General features: G+C 40.3%; 22 protein-coding genes. 13 read left to right on the top strand and 9 right to left on the bottom strand.

From position 1 onward, the window contains the following. Positions 1 to 38 precede the first annotated feature (38 nt). The 3 genes from rlmB to A9479_RS00420 form a co-directional block, all read right to left on the bottom strand. Complete coding sequence (gene rlmB / locus A9479_RS00430; protein WP_008112440.1) at positions 39 to 782, bottom strand: 23S rRNA (guanosine(2251)-2'-O)-methyltransferase RlmB; 744 nt, start codon at positions 780 to 782, stop codon at positions 39 to 41. Beyond that, positions 779 to 3,238, bottom strand: a complete 2,460-nt coding sequence (rnr, locus tag A9479_RS00425; protein WP_028834423.1) for a ribonuclease R — start codon at positions 3,236 to 3,238, stop codon at positions 779 to 781. Before rnr ends, rlmB begins: the two co-directional genes overlap by 4 nt. 208 nt (positions 3,239 to 3,446) lie before the next feature. Continuing rightward, positions 3,447 to 4,181, bottom strand: a complete 735-nt coding sequence (locus tag A9479_RS00420; protein WP_064662418.1) for an enoyl-CoA hydratase/isomerase family protein — start codon at positions 4,179 to 4,181, stop codon at positions 3,447 to 3,449. Between the two features lie 222 nt (positions 4,182 to 4,403). Here A9479_RS00420 and A9479_RS00415 point away from each other — a divergent pair, with 222 nt between their 5' ends. From A9479_RS00415 to queG, 4 genes are all read left to right on the top strand, one after another. Further along, positions 4,404 to 5,270 (top strand): DMT family transporter, encoded by an 867-nt coding sequence (locus A9479_RS00415; RefSeq protein WP_064662417.1) that lies wholly within the window; start codon positions 4,404 to 4,406, stop codon positions 5,268 to 5,270. Beyond that, entirely contained in the window at positions 5,267 to 5,971 is a 705-nt protein-coding gene (locus A9479_RS00410) for a glycerophosphodiester phosphodiesterase family protein (RefSeq protein ID WP_064662416.1), read from the top strand. Before A9479_RS00415 ends, A9479_RS00410 begins: the two co-directional genes overlap by 4 nt. A 58-nt stretch (positions 5,972 to 6,029) precedes the next feature. Further along, positions 6,030 to 7,250 (top strand): methyl-accepting chemotaxis protein, encoded by a 1,221-nt coding sequence (locus A9479_RS00405; RefSeq protein ID WP_024601218.1) that lies wholly within the window; start codon positions 6,030 to 6,032, stop codon positions 7,248 to 7,250. Positions 7,251 to 7,320: 70 nt separating this feature from the next. Then, positions 7,321 to 8,454, top strand: a complete 1,134-nt coding sequence (gene queG, locus A9479_RS00400; RefSeq protein ID WP_064662415.1) for a tRNA epoxyqueuosine(34) reductase QueG — start codon at positions 7,321 to 7,323, stop codon at positions 8,452 to 8,454. Positions 8,455 to 8,852: 398 nt separating this feature from the next. Here queG and A9479_RS00395 read toward each other — a convergent pair whose 3' ends face one another. The 3 genes from A9479_RS00395 to A9479_RS00385 form a co-directional block, all read right to left on the bottom strand. Beyond that, a complete protein-coding gene (locus A9479_RS00395; RefSeq protein WP_064662414.1) occupies positions 8,853 to 9,980 on the bottom strand; it encodes a PleD family two-component system response regulator in 1,128 nt (375 codons plus the stop codon). A 36-nt stretch (positions 9,981 to 10,016) separates the two neighbouring features. Next, positions 10,017 to 12,008 carry an ATP-binding protein gene (locus tag A9479_RS00390; RefSeq protein WP_024601215.1) on the bottom strand — a complete coding sequence of 664 codons (1,992 nt, stop codon included), beginning with the start codon at positions 12,006 to 12,008 and terminating at the stop codon, positions 10,017 to 10,019. Positions 12,009 to 12,118: 110 nt separating this feature from the next. Beyond that, entirely contained in the window at positions 12,119 to 12,607 is a 489-nt protein-coding gene (locus A9479_RS00385; RefSeq protein ID WP_013464075.1) for a GNAT family N-acetyltransferase, read from the bottom strand. An 88-nt stretch (positions 12,608 to 12,695) separates the two neighbouring features. On the opposite strand from A9479_RS00385, the gene A9479_RS00380 reads away from it, so the two are divergent. The 6 genes from A9479_RS00380 (at position 12,696) to A9479_RS00355 (ending at position 18,091) form a co-directional block, all read left to right on the top strand. Next, a complete protein-coding gene (locus tag A9479_RS00380; RefSeq protein WP_064662413.1) occupies positions 12,696 to 13,265 on the top strand; it encodes a glutathione peroxidase in 570 nt (189 codons plus the stop codon). Positions 13,266 to 13,341: 76 nt separating this feature from the next. Continuing rightward, positions 13,342 to 13,623: a peptidylprolyl isomerase gene (locus tag A9479_RS00375; RefSeq protein ID WP_013464073.1), complete on the top strand. Its 282-nt coding sequence runs from the start codon at positions 13,342 to 13,344 to the stop codon at positions 13,621 to 13,623. Between the two features lie 69 nt (positions 13,624 to 13,692). Then, entirely contained in the window at positions 13,693 to 14,271 is a 579-nt protein-coding gene (locus A9479_RS00370; protein ID WP_064662412.1) for a glutathione S-transferase family protein, read from the top strand. Positions 14,272 to 14,282: 11 nt separating this feature from the next. Next, the gene (locus A9479_RS00365) at positions 14,283 to 14,633 is read left to right on the top strand and encodes a DUF2750 domain-containing protein (RefSeq protein WP_013464070.1); all 351 of its coding nucleotides are present in this window, start codon (positions 14,283 to 14,285) and stop codon (positions 14,631 to 14,633) included. A gap of 89 nt (positions 14,634 to 14,722) precedes the next feature. Then, positions 14,723 to 15,403 (top strand): hypothetical protein, encoded by a 681-nt coding sequence (locus A9479_RS00360; protein WP_013464069.1) that lies wholly within the window; start codon positions 14,723 to 14,725, stop codon positions 15,401 to 15,403. A gap of 114 nt (positions 15,404 to 15,517) precedes the next feature. After that, a complete protein-coding gene (locus A9479_RS00355) occupies positions 15,518 to 18,091 on the top strand; it encodes a M1 family metallopeptidase (RefSeq protein WP_064662411.1) in 2,574 nt (857 codons plus the stop codon). Between the two features lie 266 nt (positions 18,092 to 18,357). Here the strand turns inward: A9479_RS00355 and A9479_RS00350 are convergent, their stop codons facing one another. Together A9479_RS00350 and A9479_RS00345 are read right to left on the bottom strand one after the other, a co-directional pair. Then, positions 18,358 to 18,723 (bottom strand): hypothetical protein, encoded by a 366-nt coding sequence (locus A9479_RS00350; RefSeq protein WP_008114788.1) that lies wholly within the window; start codon positions 18,721 to 18,723, stop codon positions 18,358 to 18,360. 333 nt (positions 18,724 to 19,056) lie between these two features. Next, positions 19,057 to 19,926, bottom strand: coding sequence for a hypothetical protein (locus tag A9479_RS00345; protein WP_064662410.1), 870 nt, complete (start codon positions 19,924 to 19,926; stop codon positions 19,057 to 19,059). Between the two features lie 115 nt (positions 19,927 to 20,041). On the opposite strand from A9479_RS00345, the gene A9479_RS00340 reads away from it, so the two are divergent. From A9479_RS00340 to yjjG, 3 genes are read left to right on the top strand one after another with little or no spacing between them, the layout of a single operon-like run. Further along, entirely contained in the window at positions 20,042 to 20,941 is a 900-nt protein-coding gene (locus tag A9479_RS00340; RefSeq protein ID WP_008114793.1) for a phosphoribulokinase, read from the top strand. A gap of 60 nt (positions 20,942 to 21,001) precedes the next feature. Then, positions 21,002 to 21,541: an inosine/xanthosine triphosphatase gene (gene yjjX / locus A9479_RS00335; RefSeq protein WP_024601200.1), complete on the top strand. Its 540-nt coding sequence runs from the start codon at positions 21,002 to 21,004 to the stop codon at positions 21,539 to 21,541. An 11-nt stretch (positions 21,542 to 21,552) separates the two neighbouring features. Then, a complete protein-coding gene (gene yjjG, locus A9479_RS00330; RefSeq protein ID WP_013464063.1) occupies positions 21,553 to 22,227 on the top strand; it encodes a pyrimidine 5'-nucleotidase in 675 nt (224 codons plus the stop codon). A gap of 104 nt (positions 22,228 to 22,331) precedes the next feature. On the opposite strand, the gene lpxC is transcribed toward yjjG, so the two are convergent. Then, positions 22,332 to 23,243, bottom strand: a complete 912-nt coding sequence (lpxC, locus tag A9479_RS00325; RefSeq protein ID WP_013464062.1) for a UDP-3-O-acyl-N-acetylglucosamine deacetylase — start codon at positions 23,241 to 23,243, stop codon at positions 22,332 to 22,334. Between the last annotated feature and the right edge of the window lie 56 nt (positions 23,244 to 23,299).

The raw sequence follows: 23,299 nt of genomic DNA, 5'->3' as shown, positions 1-23,299 counted from the left end.
TCAATCTCGGCTTTTTAATGCCTATGTAATTAATAGGCTTAATTTGTTTCTGCGCGCTGGCGTAATACTTCAAATAAACAAATACCGGTTGCTACCGATACATTTAAACTTGAAACCGTGCCCGCCATTGGAATTTTAACGAGTACATCACAGTGCTCACGGGTTAAACGGCGCATACCCTCGCCTTCAGCTCCCATCACAATCGCCATTGGGCCTGTTAAGCTGGCATCAAATACGTGTGTGTCGGTTTCACCGGCTGTGCCTACAACCCATACACCTGCGTCTTTTATTTCACGTAATGTACGTGCAAGGTTAGTTACCTGAATAAGCGGTACCGTTTCTGCTGCGCCACAGGCCACTTTACGTGCCGTGCCATTAAGCTTTGCTGACTTGTCTTTAGGAACTATCACGGCATGAACACCGGCAGCATCGGCGCTACGTAAGCAGGCACCTAAATTATGCGGATCGGTAATGCCATCAAGTACCAATAAAAACGGGGTGTCTTCGCGTTCAATGATCTCATCAAGATCTTTTTCGTTAAACACACGTGCCGCTTTTACGTTGGCAATAATGCCTTGATGCTGTTCATCTTTCGCTTTGTTATCAAGCGCTTTTCGTTGCATAAACTGTACTGAAATACCAAACTGACGCGCTTGCTCAATCACCGGCGATAAACGCTTATCATCACGTCCCTTAAGGGCGTATATTTCTATAAAGCGCTCTGGCTCTTTTGCTAAAATTGCTTCAACAGAGTGAAAGCCAAAAATTAATTCATTACTCACGAATTGTTTGCTCCTGGGCTACTACGTTTACGGGCATTTTTACCTGGTCTTTTAGGCTTTTTGACCGCTTTCTTTTTGGTTTTTTTCTTAGCGGTGGTGTCATCCGCTTTTACTTTTGATTTGCTCGCTGATTTGCCTTTTGCGGCAGGCTTTTTACCCGCCTTTGGCTTTTTGTCATCACTTGCTGACTTTTTACCCGGGATTTTACCGGCTTTAAGTTGCGAGCGAACGCTCGCTGGAGCATTTTTTTTAGGTGCACGACGACGCGCATAACGATCTTGAGCAACATCGCCTTTAAGCGTTAAGTTTATACGACGATCATCTAAGCTTACCGAGGCAACCTGCACAGTGACTTTGTCGCCTAAACGATAAACCGTATGTGTGTGCTCACCCACCAAACAATGTTTAGCTGCATCATGCTGGAAATATTCATCACCTAAATTAGTAACATGAATTAATCCATCAATTTGTAAGTCATCTAAACGAATAAATAAACCAAAGTTAGTAACCGATGAAATAACACCGTTGAACTCCATGCCTACATGATCTTGCATGTATTCACATTTTAACCAATCGGCTACTTCACGGGTGGCATCGTCTGCGCGGCGCTCAGTGGTAGAACACTGCTCACCAAGTTGATCGACTTCATCATCGCTATAAGCGTATTCACCAGAGGTTTGCTGCCCTTGTGCTTTTAATACTGCTTTAATTGCACGATGCACCACTAAATCTGGGTAACGGCGAATTGGCGAGGTAAAGTGCGCATAAGCCGATAATGCTAAACCAAAGTGGCCTATGTTATCTGGCTGATAAACCGCTTGCTTCATTGAGCGTAGCAACATGGTTTGAATAAGTTCAGCCTCTGGGCGGTCACCTAAACGAGCCAACACATGAGTAATTTCTTTTGGGGTTGGTTCATCACTTAGCGTGCTTTCAATCCCCAGCTCAGTTAAAAACTGAGTAAAGTTACCCAGCTTTTCGCTATCGGGCTCATCATGTACTCGATACAGTGCGCTAGCTTCATGTTTTTCCAGTAATTTAGCCGCCGAAACATTGGCTAAAATCATACATTCTTCAATGAGCTTATGCGCATCGTTACGAATAACCGGCACAATTGATTCTATTTTACGCTGTGCGTTAAATACAAAGCGAGTTTCGAGTGTTTCAAACTCAATGGCACCACGCTCTTGGCGCGCTGCTTTTAATGCCATGTACATTTGCTGTAAGTCAGTTAAATGTGGCACCACGGCTGCGTATTCTTTACGAAGCTTTTCGTCATTTTGTAAAATAGCATTTACTTTGGTGTAGGTTAAACGAGCATGTGAGTTCATCACCGCTTCGTAAAACTTATAACCTGAGAGCTTACCCTCTTGCGATACGGTCATTTCTGCAACCATACACAAGCGATCAACCTCAGGGTTTAGCGAACACAAACCGTTAGATAATACTTTTGGTAGCATTGGAATAACTTGCTCAGGGAAATACACTGAGTTACCGCGCTCTATCGCCTCTTTGTTAAGCGGCGTGTTCATACCTACATAATGTGATACATCGGCAATGGCTACCCATAAGCGCCAGCCACCCGACTTTTTAGGCTCACAGTATACGGCATCATCAAAATCACGAGCGTCTTCGCCATCTATGGTCACAAGCGGTAAGCCGCGTAAATCAACTCGACCTTGTTTATCGGCTTCTTCAACAAATTCACCTAAGTGGGCAACTTGTTGTTCAACCTCTTCAGGCCATACGTGTGGAATATCGTGATTACGCAGCGCAACTTCAATTTCCATACCCGGCGCTAAATGCTCGCCCAGTACGTCGATAACTTTACCTACCGCATTCATATTACGGCTTGGATTTTGGGTTATTTGCACTTGCACCATTTGGTTATGACGCGCGCCTTTTTCGTTACCCGGTAGGATAATAATGTCTTGGGTAATGCGCGGATCTTCAGCCACAACAACGGCAATACCATGCTCAACAAAATAACGCCCTACAATGGGTGCGCGCTCGTTAGTGAGTACTTTGATGATGCGTGCGTCGCATTTTGAGCCTGAGCCGCGTTTAGTGCCTTTGGCAAGAACGATGTCACCGTGTAGCACCATATTCATTTGATGCTTGGCAATAAACCAATCTTTGCTCTCGCCTTCAACTTCTAAAAAGCCAAAACCGTCTCTGTGACCGACTACTTTGCCTTTGGTTAAACCGGCTTCGTCAATCAGGGCATAACATTTAAATTTATTAAAATACAGCTGCCCATCACGCTCCATGGCGCGAAGTCGGCGCTTAAATGCTATTTGTCGTTCTTCATCGTTGACTGCGAGTTCTTCACATAGTTGTGCGTAGTTAGCAGGTTTGGAACGCTCTTGCAGGTGAGTAAGTATAAACTCACGACTAGGGACTGGGTTTTCGTACTTTTCTTGTTCTCGACTGAGATTTGGATCTTGGTTTGACATTCACTATCTTGTTAGTTGGTTATGTAAGTATTTTAACTCATATACTCGCAATGAGACAGGTAAAAGCCATTAAACTTTTAATAAAGCGTTATTACCTTTTGCATTTTGTGAAAATATAACTAAATAACGCTTAACATGTACTTAATTTAAGAGCTTAAAAGTGAGTAAAATAGCAGTGCTGATGTTTACTCACTTTTATATAAACAGCTTACTTTTGCTGTAGCTTCTTCCACAATAGCGTGCTGATGTGTTCAATAAAAGCCGCATCTTGTGCAGCCATAACATCGAGTATTGGTTTGTTCATTTGGCTTTTATTTTGAGAGTATATCCAGCGATTTTTATTAAAGCTTTGCGCAAACTCTAACACACCCGTTTGCAAGGCTTGCTCATCAGCAAAAATTGCTTCTACCACATTTTGCTGTAACAATTTTTGCGCATCAACACGCTCGCCTGTCATGGCTAAGCGGTTAAAAAATTGCAGATTAATCGCTTTATTAATAATCGGAAACATAGACGGTACAAACGGCACTAATACATCGACTTCGGGGAAACAAAAGAAGCCTTTGTCTGATTTCATAAATCTAAAATCACAGGCACACGCCAGTACCGAACCATTACCATAAGTGTGGCCGTTTAGCGCGGCAATAATAGGCATAGGAAAAGTAACAATACGTTTAAACAAGGCACCTATCGAGTTCATGAAAGCGGCAATTATTTGTGGTGTGTTGTCAGGGTTTGCCATCCACTGTAGATCAATTCCCAATGACCAGCTTTTATCGCTGCTTGAGGTTAATACTACGGCGTTAATATCGCCATTGGCTTCTATGCTATCTAAGTGTTGATTAAGTTCAGCTATAAAACTAGGGTTATGGCGGTTTTCAGCGGTATTCATGGTAAGTATTGCCACGTTTTGCTCAGTGGTAATTTTTATTAATGCGGTCATTCGAGCCTCTTTGAGTGCATTTAACTGCGATTTTAGCACTTTTCGTTACTTTTATAGTTATTAATAGCATAGTAACGTGTAGTTTTGATTTTACAATCGCTATTGCACTTAAAAAGTTAACTCCTTAATGGTTGCATGTTAATTATTAAGCCTTTTAAAAATTTCATCTTCTGAGTGTAAAAGCAATGCTAATATAGCCAAAAAAAGTGACAAGGAAATCTCGTGCAGTCCCAACAACAAAGCTTAATTTACTTACATATTGCCGTCCTTTTATTTGGCGGCACCGCCTTATTCGCAAAGCTAATTGGTTTGAATGCATTAGATATTACCGCTTATCGCGCGGCTATTGCTGGGGTGGCAATTTGTGTGCTACTAACTTTGCAAAAAAAACCAATTAAGCTGCATCGCGCTAAAGATTATGTGATTGCCATTTTATTAGGTGTTGCCGTAGGTATTCACTGGGTAACCTACTTTGCTGGCATGCAATTGGCAGGAATAACCGTGGGCATGTTAGCCTTTTTTACCTATCCCGTGATCACGGTATTTTTAGAGCCCCTATTTAATAAAAGTAAGCCCAAGACAAAAGATATAATAAGCGCTGTAGTGGTGATTACTGGTATTTATTTATTGATCCCTAACATTAATTTAGGCGATGACATCACCTTAGGTGTTGTAACGGGCGTGGTATCAGCATTGTTTTTTGCTATTCGTAATATTACCCATAAACGCTACTTTAGCGAATATGGTGGGCCTCAAACCATGTTTTATCAAACGTTAGTCGCAAGCTTGATGCTGTGTGCTTTTATTGAAGTGCCCATAACACAAATTAATGATACTGATTTAATATTTCTGCTTATTGCCGGTGTGGTGTTTACTGCGATGCCGCATTCCTTATTTGCAGCAAGTTTAAAACATTTATCAGCAGCGACCGCTGGATTGATTTCTTGCTTACAGCCCCTTTATGGCACAATACTGGCTATAATTATTTTGCACGAACGCCCCTCAGTGATGACCCTGATTGGTGGCGCACTGATTGTTAGTGCTGCGTGCTTTGAAACTTGGTCAATCTCACGGAAAAAGCAGCCATGAAAATATTTGCTCATAGAGGCACAAGCACACACTTCCCCGAAAATACGCAAAGCGCCATTATGGCGGCGTTAAAAGCAAATGTAGATGGCATTGAAGTTGATGTACAAAGCGCACTTGATGACTACGTGATTATTCATGATACCTACCTAGATAGAACCACTAATGGTAAAGGTAAAGTGTGCGACCTAAGCGCTCAGCAAATTCAACAATTTGATGCGGGAAATGGTGAGCAAGTACCTACCCTGCAGCAATTAATTGACTGGAATAATAACCAAACCTTACTTAATTTAGAGCTAAAACATACCTTTGAACTAGAAAAGTTTGCCACCCAACTGGAAATGAATATTGCCGCAAACAAAATATCCGCTGACAATATTTTAGTTTCATCATTTAATCATCATCAACTACACTGGCTAAAGAGCCGTTTACCGTGGCTTAAAATTGGCGCACTTACTGCATCAATTCCATTGCAGTATGCAAAGTTTGCACAAGACTTACAGGCCTACAGCATTCATATTGACAAAAACTTTATGAACAAACCGTTTGTAGACGATGCCAAAATGCGCGGTTTACAAGTATTTGCTTACACCGTAGATGAAGTCGAAGATATTAAACTGATGCTTGCCTGTGGTGTTGATGGTATTTTTACTAACGACCCTGAACGAACTAAGCATTATTTAGCGCAATTAAATGAACTATAACTAATTATTTAATTGCCATTTATGCTGTAAAAACAATAATTTAGTAGGTCACTATTTAATGAGTAGCTACATGCGTATTTATAATTTTTTAGAACAAACACTGTTTTATACTTTAACCCGAAAAATAGTTGGGAATTTAAGTTTTGTTTTTTTATTTCAAGCCATTACTTTGTTTTGGTTGCACAGTAGCTTAACCGAAAACCAGCAAAGCACTGGCTTATTTTGGGCACTTGCGCTACTTATTATTGCAGGCTTTATTTTTACTATTTTTTATATGCGCTTTTTAATTGTGCGCCCGGTAAAAGCAATGCGCGATACGCTCATTAATATTAATCAACAAGATGCGAATTTAGCAGCCAAATTACCCCATTTCACGTTTGATGAATTTAGAGACTTAAGTGAGCAATACAATCAATTTACTACCCATTTAAATAGTTTATTAAGCACTACCTATACCAGCGCCCAAGAGAGTGTGCAGAGTAACAGCCAAGTAACGCAATCAATGCAGCACACAGAGCAGCTAAGCGAACAGCAAATTAATTTAAGTCACACCATTATTAATGCCAGTAATCAAATTACCCAAAGCCTGCAGGCTATAGTAAGCAACACTGATAGCGTACATCAGGTTAATAATGAACACCTTAATTTTGTAAAGCTCTCTGCTGGTGAGCTATCAAAACTAGTTGAGCAGGTAAGGCTTATTAATGAAATGCTGGGTAGTTTTTCTAAAACGATTGCGGGCTTGAAAGAGAACAGCGAAAACATTCGCAGTATTTTAAAAATGGTTGAAGAGTTTTCGGATCAAACTAACTTATTAGCACTAAATGCAGCCATAGAAGCGGCACGCGCTGGTGAAGCGGGGCGAGGTTTTGCCGTGGTTGCCGATGAAGTTCGTACCCTATCGGTTAAAGTAAGTGATGCAACACGCCAAATTAGTGATTTTATTACCCAAATGAATGAGCTCGTTAATGAAACGAATAAAGAGTCAGAGCAATTAATAAACCACTCAAATAATGCGCAAACATCAATTAACACCACCTCTGATGGGTTTGGTAAAATGCTCAATGAATTTGAGCATAATCAGCAGCAGTTACAGCAAATAGCTAACGCGGTGCATTTACTCGAAGATACCCAAAACCAAACGCATGAATCGGTTGAGCAAATTGTGGCGCTAGGCGAACAAGCCAAGCAACAAATAGATACAGCACTGCATGATTCTGAACAATCACAAAAGCTAAGCCAACAAACCCAACAACAGTTAAAACGCTTTGTAGATTAGGCAATAACAATTTCACCCAAGCCGCGATTATGCTAAATTAAGCGGCTTGTCATTTAACTGTGTGAAGTATGTGAGCGACGTAAAACCAAACTATGAACAGCTAGCCCAGCAAATAAAATTATGGGGTCAAGAACTTGGCTTTAGTGAAGTGGGCATTACTGACATTGATTTAACTAAGCATGAAGCACAGCTTCAGCGTTGGCTTGATGCAGGGTATCATGGTTCAATGGATTACATGGCAGCCCATGGTATGAAGCGTGCTCGCCCTAATGAGCTAGTGCCCGGAACACAGCGGGTTATTTCAGTTAAAATGAATTACCTGCCGCCAGATTCAGGCTTTGCCAAAAACCTTAAAAATACCGAGAAAGCCTATATCAGCCGCTATGCGCTTGGCCGTGACTATCACAAATTAATGCGTAATCGGCTCAAGCAATTAGGTAAAAAAATTGAACAGCAGGTAGGTGACTATGGCTTTAGGCCTTTTGTTGATTCAGCGCCAGTGCTTGAGCGTCAATTAGCTGAAAAAGCAGGGCTTGGCTGGCGAGGTAAACATTCTTTATTAATAAATAAAGAGGCGGGTTCTTGGTTCTTTTTAGGTGAGCTTTTTGTCGACTTACCTTTACCTATTGATAACGAAAACACTTTTGAGGGCTGCAGCAAATGCGTTGCCTGCATAACACTATGCCCCACTGGTGCTATTGTAGAACCTTATGTGGTAGATGCACGTAAATGCATATCGTATTTAACCATAGAGCATCAAGGGGCTATTCCTGAGCAATACAGAACATTAATGGGAAATCGCATTTATGGCTGTGACGATTGCCAATTGGTATGCCCATGGAACCGCTACGGAAAAATTACTGATGAGGCTGACTTTCATCCTCGTACACAATTAAAAAACAAAGATTTACTCGAGTTATTTGCTTGGGATGAAACTACCTTTTTAAAAAATACCGAGGGCAGTCCAATCCGCCGCATTGGCCATGAACGTTGGCTACGAAATATAGCGGTTGGCTTAGGTAACGCAGATTTTAGCCCAGCGATTATTCATGCACTTGAAGATAAACGCAAAACGCTCAGTGACATGGTGAATGAGCACATAGAATGGGCACTTACCCAGCAACATGATAAACAAAGACAAAAGCTGCGCAAAACAGCACGGCTAATACGGATTGTTGAAAAAGGCCTACCCAGAGACGCGTAAGCCTATTGCCTAAAAAAACGCGACATAATGTCGCTGATACAAGCTATCTGCCTAATCGTAGCAAGGAATTTACCCCGCGCCTCGCAGCCCGCACCTTTAAGCTTTGTCTGTAATCACTCTCTTTACGAGCTCTTTGCTCTCTTTGTGCATAATTAACTAAGATCTGATTTAACACAGAGAAGAAAATGAGGAGTAAATGAGAAACCACAATTAAAATACCGATCTTAGTTAACCTGTTACTCATACCTTTCGTCTTTAACCTTTAAAAGACGCGACATAAAGTCACTGCTACAAGTTAATATATCTAATCGTAGTAAGGAATTTACCCCGCGCCTCGCAGCCCGTAGCCCGCACCTTTAACCTTTAACCTTTAACCTTTAACCTTTAACCTTTAACCTTTAACCTTTCAACAATAAAGCAAGATCTTGCTCTATTTCTGCAAAGGCTTTTTTAACTTGATCTACTGACTCCTGACGTGCAACCGAGTTTTGTATGGTTTCGTCTACTTTTTTATAAATAAAAATTTCTTGGTCTTCATCCAATCCCATAGTTGGGATCCGCTCTTCGAGTTCTTCTTGTAAATGCTTAAATACTTTTTCGTTATTAATACGACTGTCGTTCAACATCCCAATTAAACGATGAAACTTACTATGCACAGTACCAGCAACTTTATTTAACCGCTCCTGCTGCGATACCAGCATCTGCTTGGTGGTAATGGCTCGTAATTGTTGCTCGGTTACACTTACAATAAAGCAAATATGATCACGTATGCGTCCGTGCTTTTGCTCGTCATGCTCTGGCATATTTAAAATCAGTAAACTCACAAGCTCGTAGTTAACCAAAATGCGATGAGAAAACTCATGCAATCGTCCTTTGCTTTTAAGCATTTCAAATAACTCAATTACAATCGGCGAACACACCCCATTGAGCGCAAAGTGCGACTTAGTATCGTTACATCTAAATTCAATATTACTTTGTAGGCCAAATGCCTGTAAGCATTCTACTAATGCTTTGCCAAGCTCTTGTATATCGTTAATAAAACCAATATTTTCAATGTAATTTACTATCTGACCCATTTCGCTGCTATTTGCCATGGCATTAAAGGCGGTAGAGGTCGCTTCTTTTACTTGCTTTTCAAGCTGTTGTTTTTCTATTAAGACTTGATTTAGTTTATTCAGTTTTTGCTTTAATTCGTCGTGCCCAAACGGTTTTACAATATAGTCTTCCGCGCCTACTGAATAACCTTCCATGCGCTCCTCAACCGTACCTCTTGCAGATACAAACATCACGATGATGTCATTGGTAATGGGGTTAGCTTTAAGCTCTTTACATACTTCATAACCATTCATTTTTGGCATACTTACATCAAGTAATATAACTTGAGGCATATACTCTTCAACCATACTTAAGCATTCAGGGCCGCTTGAAGCTAGCTTAAGTTCAAAATCAAGATCCTCTAATATTTCTTCAATTATTTCGAGGTTAAATGGTTCATCGTCGACTGCAAGAATTTTAGTTAAAGCCATAATTTTTCATCCATATAAATTAAAACAATTCGATTGTTAGCCGCTATTTTTCACTAATTGCTCATCAGCTAGGTATTCATCTAAGTTTATTTCTAAAGGAACTTGTATCGAAATTGTTGTTCCACCAAGGCTGTTATTGCATGCTTTAATACTGCCTTGATGCAATGAAACAAACTCACGACACAAGGTAAGACCCAACCCGGTTCCACCTGCACCACTATTCGTTTTACTGCTTTGCTCAAATTTATTGAAAACCATTTCAAGTTCCTCTTCAGGTATTCCAATACCGCTATCTATCACTGCAATGTTTGCATTGTCATCGTCTCTTTGCATGACAACTTCAACAGTACTGTGCTCTTCACTAAATTTGAGTGCATTACTCAATACATTTCTCAAAACCTGATTTATTTGCTCTTCATCGCACTGTGCAACAATCGGCGCGTTATCAGAGCTAAAAACAATATTTATATCTTTTTCAATAGCAATACCGGCAACATCATCAATACTGGTTTTAACAATAGTCGCTAAATCATAAGCCCGTGGGTTGAATGGAAATTTACCAACATCTAATTTAGAAAGGTCGAGTAAATTATTAAGTAACGATAGTAGTCTTTGCCCACTTGATTCAATACGAGTTAAATACTTCAAAAGTTTATCTTTGCTAAAATCACCCTCTTGTAACTTGCTAATACCAAAACGTGAAAAGCTCAATATAGAGTGCATAGGGGTTCTTAGCTCATGCGACATATTTGCCAAAAACTCTGATTTACTTAGATTAGCCGCTTCGGCAATATTTTTCGCATGCTCAAGCTGTGAAGTACGTGCCCTTACTTGCTCTTCTAAAAGATCTTTGGCTTCCAACAGTAGATCTTCTTTTTGTTTTAAATGGCTAACATTTTTAAAAATAACCGCTAACGCTATTTCGCCATGGTGGTCTATTTCATTAAATGATCCAACTAGCGGAATTTTACTTCCGTCTTTATTTACAATGTGTAAGTCACAACTAAACTGACGATTACTGTTTAATGTAGAGATTTTATCTTTTATTGCCTGCACCGAGTCATCATCTAAAAAATGAAATAACGAGTGAGCAATGAGCTTTTTAAACTTTAAATTAAATAATTTTAAGCAGGCATCATTGGCCTCGACTATCTTGCCTTTGCGTTCAAATAATAAAATAGGATCGGGGGTATTTTTAAAAATGACCTGCAGTAGGCTGTCTTTTTCAATCAGCACATCAACTGTTTCTTGTAATCTTTCTACTAGCTCAGCATTGTGACGTTTTAGCAGCTCGGTTTGCCATAATTTATGTACAGCTTGTAGTAACACATTGTCATTTAAAGGCTTGATTAAAACATCTTCAACACCTTGGCGAATGGCTTCTAACATAGATTGTTCAGGGCGTGAGGTTACTAACAAGCAACGACTATGCGGTTGTATTTTTTTTAAACTCGAAAATATCTCTAAACCAGAACCCGGTTGTAAGCTAAAGTCACTGATTAAAATATCAATACTCCTGAGCTTGGCAATATTAATTGCTTCATCATGGTTTGTTGCGGTGTATACCTCAATATGAGCGCCATAAAGGCTACTTTTGAGTGACTCTAATCGCTCATTAACATGGTCAACGAGTAAAATTGTCGGTAGTTTAAAAATGTGATCTGGACCTATCTCTAATAAGGCCTCAATTAAAGACGTTATTTCTTTATTGGAAAAGAAGGGGTAGATAATGGTGGCATTGGGTATCAAGTCATTTAATTTGGAAAATGCGCTAAGCAACTCCCCTGATTCTGCTTTTGGCGCTAATAACAAAAATGATTGATAAGTCGCTTTTTCAACAACTATCGATACAACATCGGTTGGCACGCCTTGAGAAAATACCAGTAAGTCATAAATGTCTATGTCTGTATTTTCATCAAACATAGCAAAGTGGACTAATTCAACTTGGCAGCCAATTAGTTCTAATAACACTTTTAAGCGCATAGCAATCATGCTACTGCTATCAATAATAAGTATTTTTCTCGCCATTTAGACACACTTTAAAGAGTTAATTAAACACCTTTTCAGCATAGTCTAGAATTTTTGGTTTAGCATAATCACCTACGTAAAAGTGAATTTTGCTGCCTTTTGTTATGGTACTAGGTTAAATGCTTACCAAAAATAGTCAGGCTGTACAGCTGATTGTCCATTCTTGCTACGTTAGGCAGCTCTCCCCATACTGCAAAATCAAAATGCTTAAATAATTTAATGCTCGGTTCGTTGTGACTAAAAATAAACCCAAGTAATACTTCTATATTAAGCTGCTTGGCTTGTTGTTGTGCAAATTGCATCAGCTTTTTACCCAACCCTTTTCCTTGGGCTGCTGCCGTAATGTAAATGCTTAACTCAACGGTGCCATCGTAAGCTGGGCGACCATAAAACGATTTATAACTAAGCCACGCTAATACTTGGTTGTTCTCACAGTAAACAAAAATAGGGCGTTGAGCAGTATGGCTATCAAACCAAGGTTGTTTATCAGCGACGGTCACCTCTTCGGTATCGGCGGTGACCATTCGACTAGGGATAGTTTCATTGTAAATAGCAACAATGGCAGTTAAATCATCAGGTTTTGCTAAACGTATAGTCATAGAAAATAAAGTAAAATTGATCAATTTAGCCTATAGTAGCGTATGATAAGTTACATAAATACTCTAAAAACGCACTTAAGGTAATAGCATGATAAAAAAAATAATACTTGGTTTAACCCTCGCGTTAAGTTGTGTTTCGCTAAATACATATGCCGCAGACTTGCCCGCCCCTTCATTAGATGCAAACACCTGCAATGATTTCACGAATGTTTCACTTAGAAAGTTGCGCTCAACTGAAACCATTAACTTATGCGATTTTAAAAACCAGCCTCTTTTAATTGTTAACACTGCGAGTAACTGCGGTTTTACGCCGCAATTTGAAGGTTTAGAAGCGCTTTATAATAAATACAAAGACGAAGGCTTGGTGGTATTAGGCTTTCCATCAGATGATTTTTTTCAAGAAGAGAACGATGAAAAAGATACCGCAAAAGTGTGTTATGTAAATTATGGTGTTACTTTCCCTATGCTGGCCACCAGCGCAGTACGTGGTAGTGACGCAAACCCTATTTTCAAGCATTTAAACGCCCAAACCAGTTCACCAAACTGGAACTTTTATAAATACGTGGTATCGGCCGATCGCAAAACGATTACGCGCTTTAACAGCCGCGTAGCACCGGATTCAGCAAAACTAGAAAGCACAATCAAAAGTGCATTTTAACTTTGTGTTTTCAGTTTAACCTTACTAAGATGTTGCTATCAAATTTAAAAAACTAAACTTACAGGTAGGAGAACTTATGGCAGTTGCAAGTGCAAGGCACATACTCGTAGACAGTGAAGCACAATGTTTAGACCTTAAAGATAAAATTGAGCAAGGTGAAGACTTTGCAGAACTCGCTAAACTGCACTCTAATTGTCCATCAGGTCAAGATGGTGGTGCATTAGGTGAGTTTGGCCCAGGTATGATGGTGCCTGAATTTGACAAGGTGGTATTTTCAGCGCCGCTAAATCAAGTACAAGGCCCTGTACAAACACAGTTTGGTTACCATTTATTAGAAATAACCAGCCGCTCAGAGTAAGTAAATCGATTTATTAATAAAGCCGCATCAGCGGCTTTTTATTTATGTGGAGTTGGCAAAAGCCCCATTATGCAACTATTTGGCTCTATTCCTTCCCCTTATGTTCGCCGTATTAGAATCTGGGCACAACAAAACAATTGTGCGCTTGAATTTATTAATCTCGATATTTTTTCTAAAGACGATCGGCCGTTGGTGGTCACAAAAAATCCAGCAGCCAAAATTCCTATATTGGTCGATGACACGCTTACCCTAAGTGATTCAAATACCATACTGCGTTATTTACTTGAAAAAACCCAGCAACCCCCACTTACATGGCCTCAAGAGCACTTTTTAATTAGGGCCTGCAATGATTCATTCGTTGAATTACTGTTATGCCAACGTTCTGGATTTGACACGCAAGCTGATAAACTATTTTTTAATCTGCAAAATGAGCGAGTTGCGCAAACATTAGACTATTTAAATGATCATTTATGCGATGATGAATTTAAAAGCTGTGAATGCCTCAACATCAGTTTATACTGCTTACTTGATTGGATATGCTTTCGTGAACTCACTGATTTTAGCGCGCAGCCGCAATTAGTTAAGTTTTATGAAGCGTTTAGTCAGCGTCAAGCGGCTAAAAATACCAACCCTCGACTTAAATTTTAAAAGGTGGATACATGAGCGATATCGAAATTGAATCACAACTAGTTAGCTTTGTAGAAAAAGTACGTGTTAGTGAGCAGATCTGGGCACTGGGTGCCGATGATGGTGGCTTTGTTGTATGTGAGTCAAATCAGTTTGACGACACCGATGTACTTTTACTGTGGGAATCACAAGACGCAGCACAAGCACAATGTAAAGAAGAGTGGCAAGACTACAGTCCAGTAGAAATAAACCTAGATGAATTTTTAGATGATTGGGTTGAAGACCTAAAATCTGATGATGCATTAGTGGGTTTAAATTGGAATGACGATCAGGTGTGTGTAGAAATTGAACCGGTTGGTTTAGCTCGCGCGCTAAGCGAATAAGTTTTAGGCGTTAGTTCGCTGACATTATCCCAACTAACAGCAACGGTTAGTTGGGGTATAAAAATAATAAAAACTGTCAAGGTAATACGTTGAAAACCCATCTTGGTCGTCGTCCATTTTCAGCTATGGAGCTGCATACTCTCTATAACGGATATATTTATAGTGATACACGGCTTGCCCGCGAACAAGCTAAACACTGGCATTTTTGGCTGCCCTTAATTGCTTATTACAGTGGCGCTTACAGTGATGAAATTGGCTGCTTAACCCTTGATGACCTAATACTTAAAAATAATATTCTCTGTTTTAGTTTTCATACCCACGGTAAAATTAAGCCACGTTTAGTGCCTGTTCATCACGCCCTTATTAGCGCTGGGTTTAATGACTATTTAGCTTATGTAAAAGCACAAAATCACTCCCGTTTAATGTTCGATCTTCCTGCTAAAACAGGGCGCTATAGCGAAAAAGTGCGCATATGGTTTTCAGGAGAGGGTGAACGCGCAGGATATTTGCAAAAATGTGCAATTCCTTCGGTGGATCAACTCGGTATGAAAACCGCCATTAGTAGTCTACGGCTTAACTTTGAACAGCAAATTCGTATTTATGCCCTGCAAGCAGGCAACAAAGACTGCTTTAATTATTTAATGGGCTTTAATGATTACCCTCATGATAACTTTAACGATATAGCCTTGTTAAATAAGGTGCTACAACAGATCCGGGTTATCAATTCCCACATTCATTGGCAGCGGTTTTTAGCCCGAGATAGCCACTGACAAACTTTGTTACTCTTTTCCTTAGCGATCTGCGCTTACTCTAGTAAAAAAAGCTGTTAGGATGAAGTGCCGTCTATATGACTGTTTCTAACAACAAAAAATCTAGGGATAACTATGTTTTTAAAAAGCCTCTTAACCGTGAGCGTTGCGCTTGCGATGAATGCTGCTCACGCTAACGAATTCGTCATTGAAAAACTCGCAAAGCCAAGTTCACAAAAAGTCGCTTTAACGCTCGACCCAAGTCAGGATACCTTTACAGGAATGACCGAGATCAGCTTAGAAGTGCTCAAACCAACACACTACATTGAGCTCAATGGTGTTGATTATGCAACTAAAATGGTGCAACTACTAGGCGAGCAAAACTGTGATTTAAACAGCGAAATGCTTAAAACAGGTAAGGTTAAATTTAGCTGTGAAGAGCAAATTCAGCCAGGTAAATACACCTTAAAAATAGATTTTTCAGCGCCTTATAACCGCCAGAGTGTGGGGTTATATAAAACCCTAGATCAAGGCGTTCCGTACTTGTTCACGCAATTTGAAATGAGTGATGCGCGCCGTGCATTTCCGGTGTTTGACGAACCAAGCTATAAAATTCCGTTTCAGTTAACCATTACCGCCCCCACCTCACAAAAAGTGTATTCAAATACACCTGAGCTAAAAACGACGGTGAATGGCGATATGACCACCCATTACTTTGATAAAACGCCACCAATTCCATCTTACTTAGTGGCTATGGCTGTAGGTCCATTTGAAGAGCTAGAAATTAAAGGCATGCCTATTCCTGGGCGTGTGATCACCCCACAAGGTAAAATTCATTTAGCGCAATATGCAAAAGAGAACATGCCTAAAGTACTGGGCGCACTTGAAGAGTACTTTGGTATTCCTTATGTATATAAAAAGCTAGATTCAGTGGCTGTTCCTGAATTTCCGTTTGGCGCTATGGAAAATTCAGGCTTAGTGACTTACCGCGAAGATATTCTTCTGGTTGATTTAGAAGCTGCAACGCGTAGTAAAAAACAACGTAATGTCTCTATTATTGCCCATGAATTAGCTCATCAATGGTACGGTAACTTAGTGACTATGAAGTGGTGGAACGACTTATGGTTAAACGAGGCGTTTGCAAGCTGGATGGCGGCAAAAATTACTAAGCAGCTTAATCCTGAGTTTGAATCACACCTAGATTTACCACAAAACAACGTAATGGCGTTAGATGCACGTTTAAGCACTAAGCCAATTCGCAAACCAATTAAAACCGAAGCCGATATTATGGATGGTTTAGGCCTTGCCTACAGCAAAGGCAGCTCAGTACTGGCGATGGTTGAAAACTGGATTGGCGAAGAGGCATTTCAAGCTGGTATTCAGAACTACTTAAAAGAATTCTCCTATAAAAATGCAGAAGCTGCCGATTTATGGGAAGCACTTGGTAAGGCTTCAAATAAAGATGTAGCGAGCGTTTTAAAATCGTTTATTGAACAGTCGTCATTCCCGCTAATTAACGTTAAGCAGCAAGGTAAGAGCATTACGATTTCGCAAAGTCGTTTTGCCAATGCCGGTGTTGAAGCTCCTGCTCAACTGTGGAATGTACCGGTTGCGATTAAATATGGTGCTGGCGATAAAGTACAAACAGCCAATGTATTATTAAATAAACAAAGCCAAACGCTAGCATTAGACTTTGAACCAGAGTGGATTTATCCAGATCAAGGCGCGCTAGGTTATTACCGTTGGGTAATGGATGATGCGCAATTTAATGCGTTAATAGATAATGCAGCTAGGGTATTAAACGACCGTGAACGCTTAGCCCTATTATCGGCAACAGATGCCCTACTTGATGCCGGTGTCATTTCAGCGGCTAAATTAATGCAAACGCTTGAAGTATTTGCCAGCGATAGTCATCCGCGTGTTGCTAATACTGCTTTAGGTTATTTAGCGTCACAGCAGCGTACTTTTAAAGACGATAGCAATAAAGATTTATGGCCTACGTTTATTCAAAATGCAGTGATGCCTGCCGCTAAAAAATATGGCCTAGAAGCAAAAATGGGCGAAGATGGCGCAGTAGCTCAACTTCGTGCCGCGGTGGTATCACGCTTAGGGTTTGATGGTGAAGATAAAAATGTGATCAATAAAGCCAAACAGCAAACACAAACTTACTTAAACGATCCACAAAAGGTAGACCCTTATTTAGCAGGTACTTATTTACGCCTTGCGGCTTTTCATGGGGATAAGGCGTTGCTAGATCAGTTTATGACAACCTTTAAAACCACCAAAGATCCACAAGTGCGTACCAATATGCTGGCAGCAATGGGTTACTTTGGTAAACCTGAACTACAAAAAGCGGTACTGGCGTATAGCTTAACAGACGAAGTAACGGCTTCTGATATGCGTACTATTTTATCGGGTCAAAGTTACACCGATGAACGCCAAGCACTGTTTATTGATTGGATTTATAGCAACTACGATAAAGTAACAGCAAGCTTGCCACCATTTTTTGTGCCTAACTTACCTTACTTTACTACCACCAGCTGTGACGCTGACAGTTTAGCTACAACGCAAAGTTTCTTTGACGCTAAACTGGATGCTGTACCCGGTTATGCGCGTACGTTAAGTAAACTTGCAGAGAGCACCAATGACTGTATTGCACTTAAAAACCGTGAACTGAAATCAGTCAATAGCTTTTTAAATAGCAAATAAGTTAAAGTTTAAAGGATGGCGGGCTGCGGGCGACGAGTAACGGGCCGAAAACCTCAAACTCGGGCTAATGGCTGATGTTTTCTCATTTACTTCTCATTGTCTTCTCTTTGTGTAATAAGATCTTAAAAAATTTATTCACAAAGAGGTTAAGAGGCGCTGCGCTTTTAGAGGTAGTAATTAAAGACAAAGGTTAAGGGTTAAAGGTTAAAGGTTAAAGGTCGAAGATTTTATCTTACACCTTTTGCCTTTAGCCCTGCACCATTCTATTAACCACCAATAATCATCGTTAGCTTAGCTATAAACTCTTTTGCCGCTTGTTCAGAGTTAATTTTAAAAGCGACACCATAATGAATAGGCTGCGCGCTTTTATAAATACGAGTCGGAAAACGGGTCATTTCACTGCTATGAAAATAGCCTTGAGTACGCACAACCCCATCAATATCAGTAAAGTCATCACTAAACACTTCAAATGCGGGGCGGATCACAATTTTACCTTTCCCCGTTTCGGCATGGGTGTAAAACGCTTCTTTAGAGTTTGCTAGCATATACTCAGCAATGTTTTTTATTTTAAAGTTACTTCTACACTCTAGTTTGATCAGCTGCTCTGTTAACTCGTCTGCACTAAATGCCACGTGACTTTCCTTTTTATTTAATAGGGGGTTAGGGTCTGTTGACCTTTCAAAGTTAAATTTGCAGCAGTCTGTTTGGTATTTAGCCAAGGTAAAGCATATGTAATGTGGTTATTCCCCATAAATAGGCGATAACGCAGCATCAATGCCAAACAGGCACTGCCCTTCGGGTTCTGCCTAGGGGCGATTTACTCTTTGTTGCTCAGTTTTGACTTAGCCCACTAGGTTACAAACCTCGCGCCGCGATTAAACCGCCCCTAGTTTGAACAAATTGTAATCCGCAAAGGTCAACAGACCCTAGACTAACTCATGCATGAGTGAAAGTCCGAAATTTATTTATTCACTACACACAAAAGCTAATTGCTGATTTCTATAACTCAACCGACTAATTTCAGTATCGCAATATTGGCTTAAATCAAGCCACTGCGATATAGCAGAGCCGCGTGTTAACTTACGCTGGTAAACACGGTTTTTAATTGCGTAAGCAATGGTATTTTCATCTTTTAAGATGAAATCTTGTACTTGGTTTGGCAGTCTAAGTATATCGGTAACTTGCTTAGTTTGTGGATCAAAACGCGCTAAGTGATGCTGCCCGTGTTTACTATGGCTAAATAAAAACTCAGCCTGCGCTTTATTATAAATAAGCGTGCGACCAATATCGCTTGCTACCACCTCACCTTTTGCCGCAGCAACCGAGGTATATTGCAAAGTGTGTGGTTCGCCTAAAATAAACATCACTAAATCGTTGTTACTTCCCCAAGCGTGATAGCCTACAGGTTCAATCCAATCAAAAATACGACTTGGCGCCTGCTCTGTGCTCAGCGGATATTGCCATAACTTTTGTTTGCCATCTTCTTCAACCACGATAGCAGATAAACTATCACCACTCGGTGTTACTGTTGGCGAATACTCACTTACAGCTGTATTGGTGATCATGGAGGTTTGTTTTGATGATAAATCGTAAAGCGCAATATCAGTTTGGCTTTGATTATTACTGATTACCTCACGCGTATAATAAAGGCCCGTATCGGTTAAGTGGGGCTGATTGTTGTAGCTGGTTTTATCACTAACAATGCTTACACGTATACCATGTGGAGTATTTAAATCGGCGAGCAAAATTTGGCTTTTAGGCATATTTGCCTGGGCAACGCCCAATGTTAAAGCATTAATTGTTATTAGCCCTAACAACGGTTTGATCAGTTTCATGCTTTCTCTCGTTTTAATTTTAAGCACCTCATGATAACGTTATTTACTGATGACGTCACTTGACCTAGCTTAGTAAGGTCTTTATAACTAACGGGTCATAAAAAAGAGAACAAACATGTCAGCTAAACACCCTATTATTGCAATCACCGGCTCATCTGGAGCAGGCACTACAACCACCACCAATGCCGTGAAGCATATTTTCCGCAGCCTCGACATCAATGCGGCATTTATCGAAGGTGATAGCTTTCATCGTTATACACGTCCTGAAATGGACAAAAAAATTCGTGAAGCACAGCAAGAAAGTAAACACATTAGCTATTTTGGCCGAGAAGCTAACGACTTTGGCGCCTTAGAAGACTTATTTACTAAATACGGTGAAACCGGCGAAGGAAAACTTCGTCGTTATTTACACACCTTTGATGAAGCCGTGCCTTATAACCAGTTACCTGGGACATTTACCCCATGGCAAGAGCTTGAGCAAAATACAGATCTGATGTTTTACGAAGGTCTACATGGCGGTGTAGTTGATGAAGATCATGATGTTGCTAAACATGTTGATTTACTCATAGGCATGGTGCCTATTATTAACCTTGAATGGATCCAAAAGCTCATTCGCGACACCTCAGAACGCGGCCACTCTCGTGAAAAAGTCATGGACTCTATTGTGCGCAGTATGGATGACTACATTAATCATATAACGCCGCAATTTTCTCGTACCCATATTAACTTTCAGCGAGTCCCCACCGTTGATACTTCCAACCCATTTAGCGCTAAAGATATCCCCTCCCTTGATGAAAGCTTTGTTGTGATTCGCTTTAGGGGGATTGATGATGTTGATTTTCCGTATTATTTGCGGATGATTGAAGGCAGTTTTATGTCACGTATAAACACCTTAGTGGTGCCTGGTGGTAAAATGGGTCTCGCGATGGAACTGGTGCTCACGCCTCTAATAAAAGATATTATTTTGAAAAAACGCGCCTTAGCAAAGTTAGCCCCGCCTGAAATTCCTATTTAGACTCTTTTTTGTGAACCCTAACTCACGTACACTGCTGATTTTAAGTATGACGAGTTTAATATGTCGCAATCAATTAAAATTATTGTTGGGTCTAAAAACCCAGTAAAAATCAATGCCGCTAAACATATTTTTGCGATGTATTTTCCTGAGCGTGTAATCGAATGTAGTGGTGTTCACGCGCCCTCAGAGGTACCCGATCAACCCTTAGGTGAAGAGCAAACCTGCTTAGGGGCACAAAATCGCGTTAATTACTGTAAAAACCACTATCAGGCAGACTACTATGTGGCGATGGAAGGTGGTGCAGCGCAATTTAGTTATGGTGCGGCAACCTTTGCCTATGTAGTTATTGATAATGGCGCACAGCAAGTTACAGGCCGAAGCAGTAACTTACCCCTGCCCACTGTGTTTTATAAAGCATTGCTTCAAGGTGAAGAGCTTGGTGACGTGATGGATAAAGCCTTTAATACCACCAATATTAAACAGCAAGGGGGTGCTATTGGCTTGTTAACTGATCATCATGCAACACGAGAAAGTACCTATACTCAAGCGCTGACACTCGCCATGGCGCCTTTTCTTAATCCCACTCTATATAATCAATAACGGATGTTTTAATGAAGTATAACTACGTATTATTTGATGCCGACGAAACCTTATTTAGCTTTAATGCCTTTGCTGGCCTTAAAAACATGCTAGCAACCTATGACATGGATTTTACCGAGGCAGATTATGCCCATTATCAAAACACCAATAAGTCATTATGGATTGCTTATCAAAACAACGAGATCACCTCAAGTCACTTACAAGTAACTCGTTTTAGCGAACTGGCAAATAAACTAGATGTGCCAGCTCAACAGCTCAATGATGATTTTTTATCAGCAATGGCCGAAATTTGTATGCCTTTACCCGGCGCCGTTGAATTATTAAATGCCCTTAAACCCCATGCCAAGCTGGGCATTATTACCAATGGTTTTTCTCAGTTACAAGCACGTCGCCTAGCGCATACAGGGCTGCAAGATATGTTTGACTGGTTAGTTATTTCTGAGCAAGTCGGCATTGCTAAACCTGCAAAAGAGATATTTGAGCACACCTTTAACTTAATGGGTAATCCACCGAAAGAGCAAATTTTAATGGTCGGTGATACCGCCAGCAGTGATATTCTTGGCGGTCAAAATGTGGGAATTGACACTTGTTGGCTGCAACATCCTGGCGTGAACTTGCCTGAGGGAATTAAACCAACATATCAGGTAACCCAGCTTAAACAGTTGCAAACTATATTAGGACTTTGATAATAAAAGCCTGAGTGTAATTTAGCTGTTTAGCTAATTAACAAACAAAAAAAATGACGCTAATAAGCGTCATTTTTTATAACTGTATATAAGTGATTAACTAATTAGGCGTTAGCTAGCTCAAGGCCGGGTGCAGGCATCGTCACAGGCGTTTCAAAGGTTGCCCACTCCCATGCTGACTCAGTTGCCATAATTTTGCGTAGTAACTTATTATTTAAATCATGACCTGATTTAAATGCGGTTACTTTGCCTAAAAGGTTGTGACCTGTCATAAACATGTCACCTACACAGTCTAGAATCTTATGCTTAACGAACTCGTCTGCGTAACGCAAACCGTTCGGATTTAAAACTTTAAATTCATCAAGTACCACTGCGCTATCCATGCTGCCCCCTAGTGCTAGGTTGTTCGCATGCATGTATTCAATGTCTTTCATAAAGCCAAAAGTACGCGCACGGCTTATCTCTTCAGTAAAGCTTTGTGCCGTAATATCTAAACCAACACGTTGGCGGCTTTCATTGATTGCAGGGTGATCGAAGGCAATTTCGAAATCGATGTGGAATCCGTCGTAAGGTTCTACTTCGGCCCATTTATCACCTTCTTCAATACGTACTTTTTCTTTAATACGAATAAAGCGTTTTGCAACATTTTGCTCTTCAATGCCGCCTTTTTGTAATAAATAAATGAATGGCAATGCACTACCATCCATTATTGGTACTTCTGAGCTATCAAGTTCAACAATTAAATTGTCGATTCCCATTGCCGCAACCGCCGCAATTAAGTGCTCAGTAGTCGATAAGCGAACGCCATCTTTGTTAATTAAACAGGTACACAATTGCGTATCACCAACGGCTTCAGGTGTTGTTTCAAAATCAACAACCGGATCAAGGTCGACACGACGAAATACAATCCCAGTATTTGCGCTCGCAGGTCGGAGAGTTATTGTGACCTTCTCACCTTTATGAAGTCCAATTCCTATGGCTTTGACTACTTGTGCAATCGTACGCTGTTTAATCATAGGTTCGCTCACTTTAGTATATATTACAGTTAGACGACGGAGTGTAGCATAAATAC

The organism is Pseudoalteromonas sp. MQS005, assembly GCF_001661605.1.
In the GTDB taxonomy this organism is placed as follows: Bacteria; Pseudomonadota; Gammaproteobacteria; order Enterobacterales; family Alteromonadaceae; genus Pseudoalteromonas; species Pseudoalteromonas tetraodonis.
The sequence above is the reverse complement of the archived record's forward strand: the minus strand, read 5'-3'. Positions and strand labels throughout refer to the sequence as shown.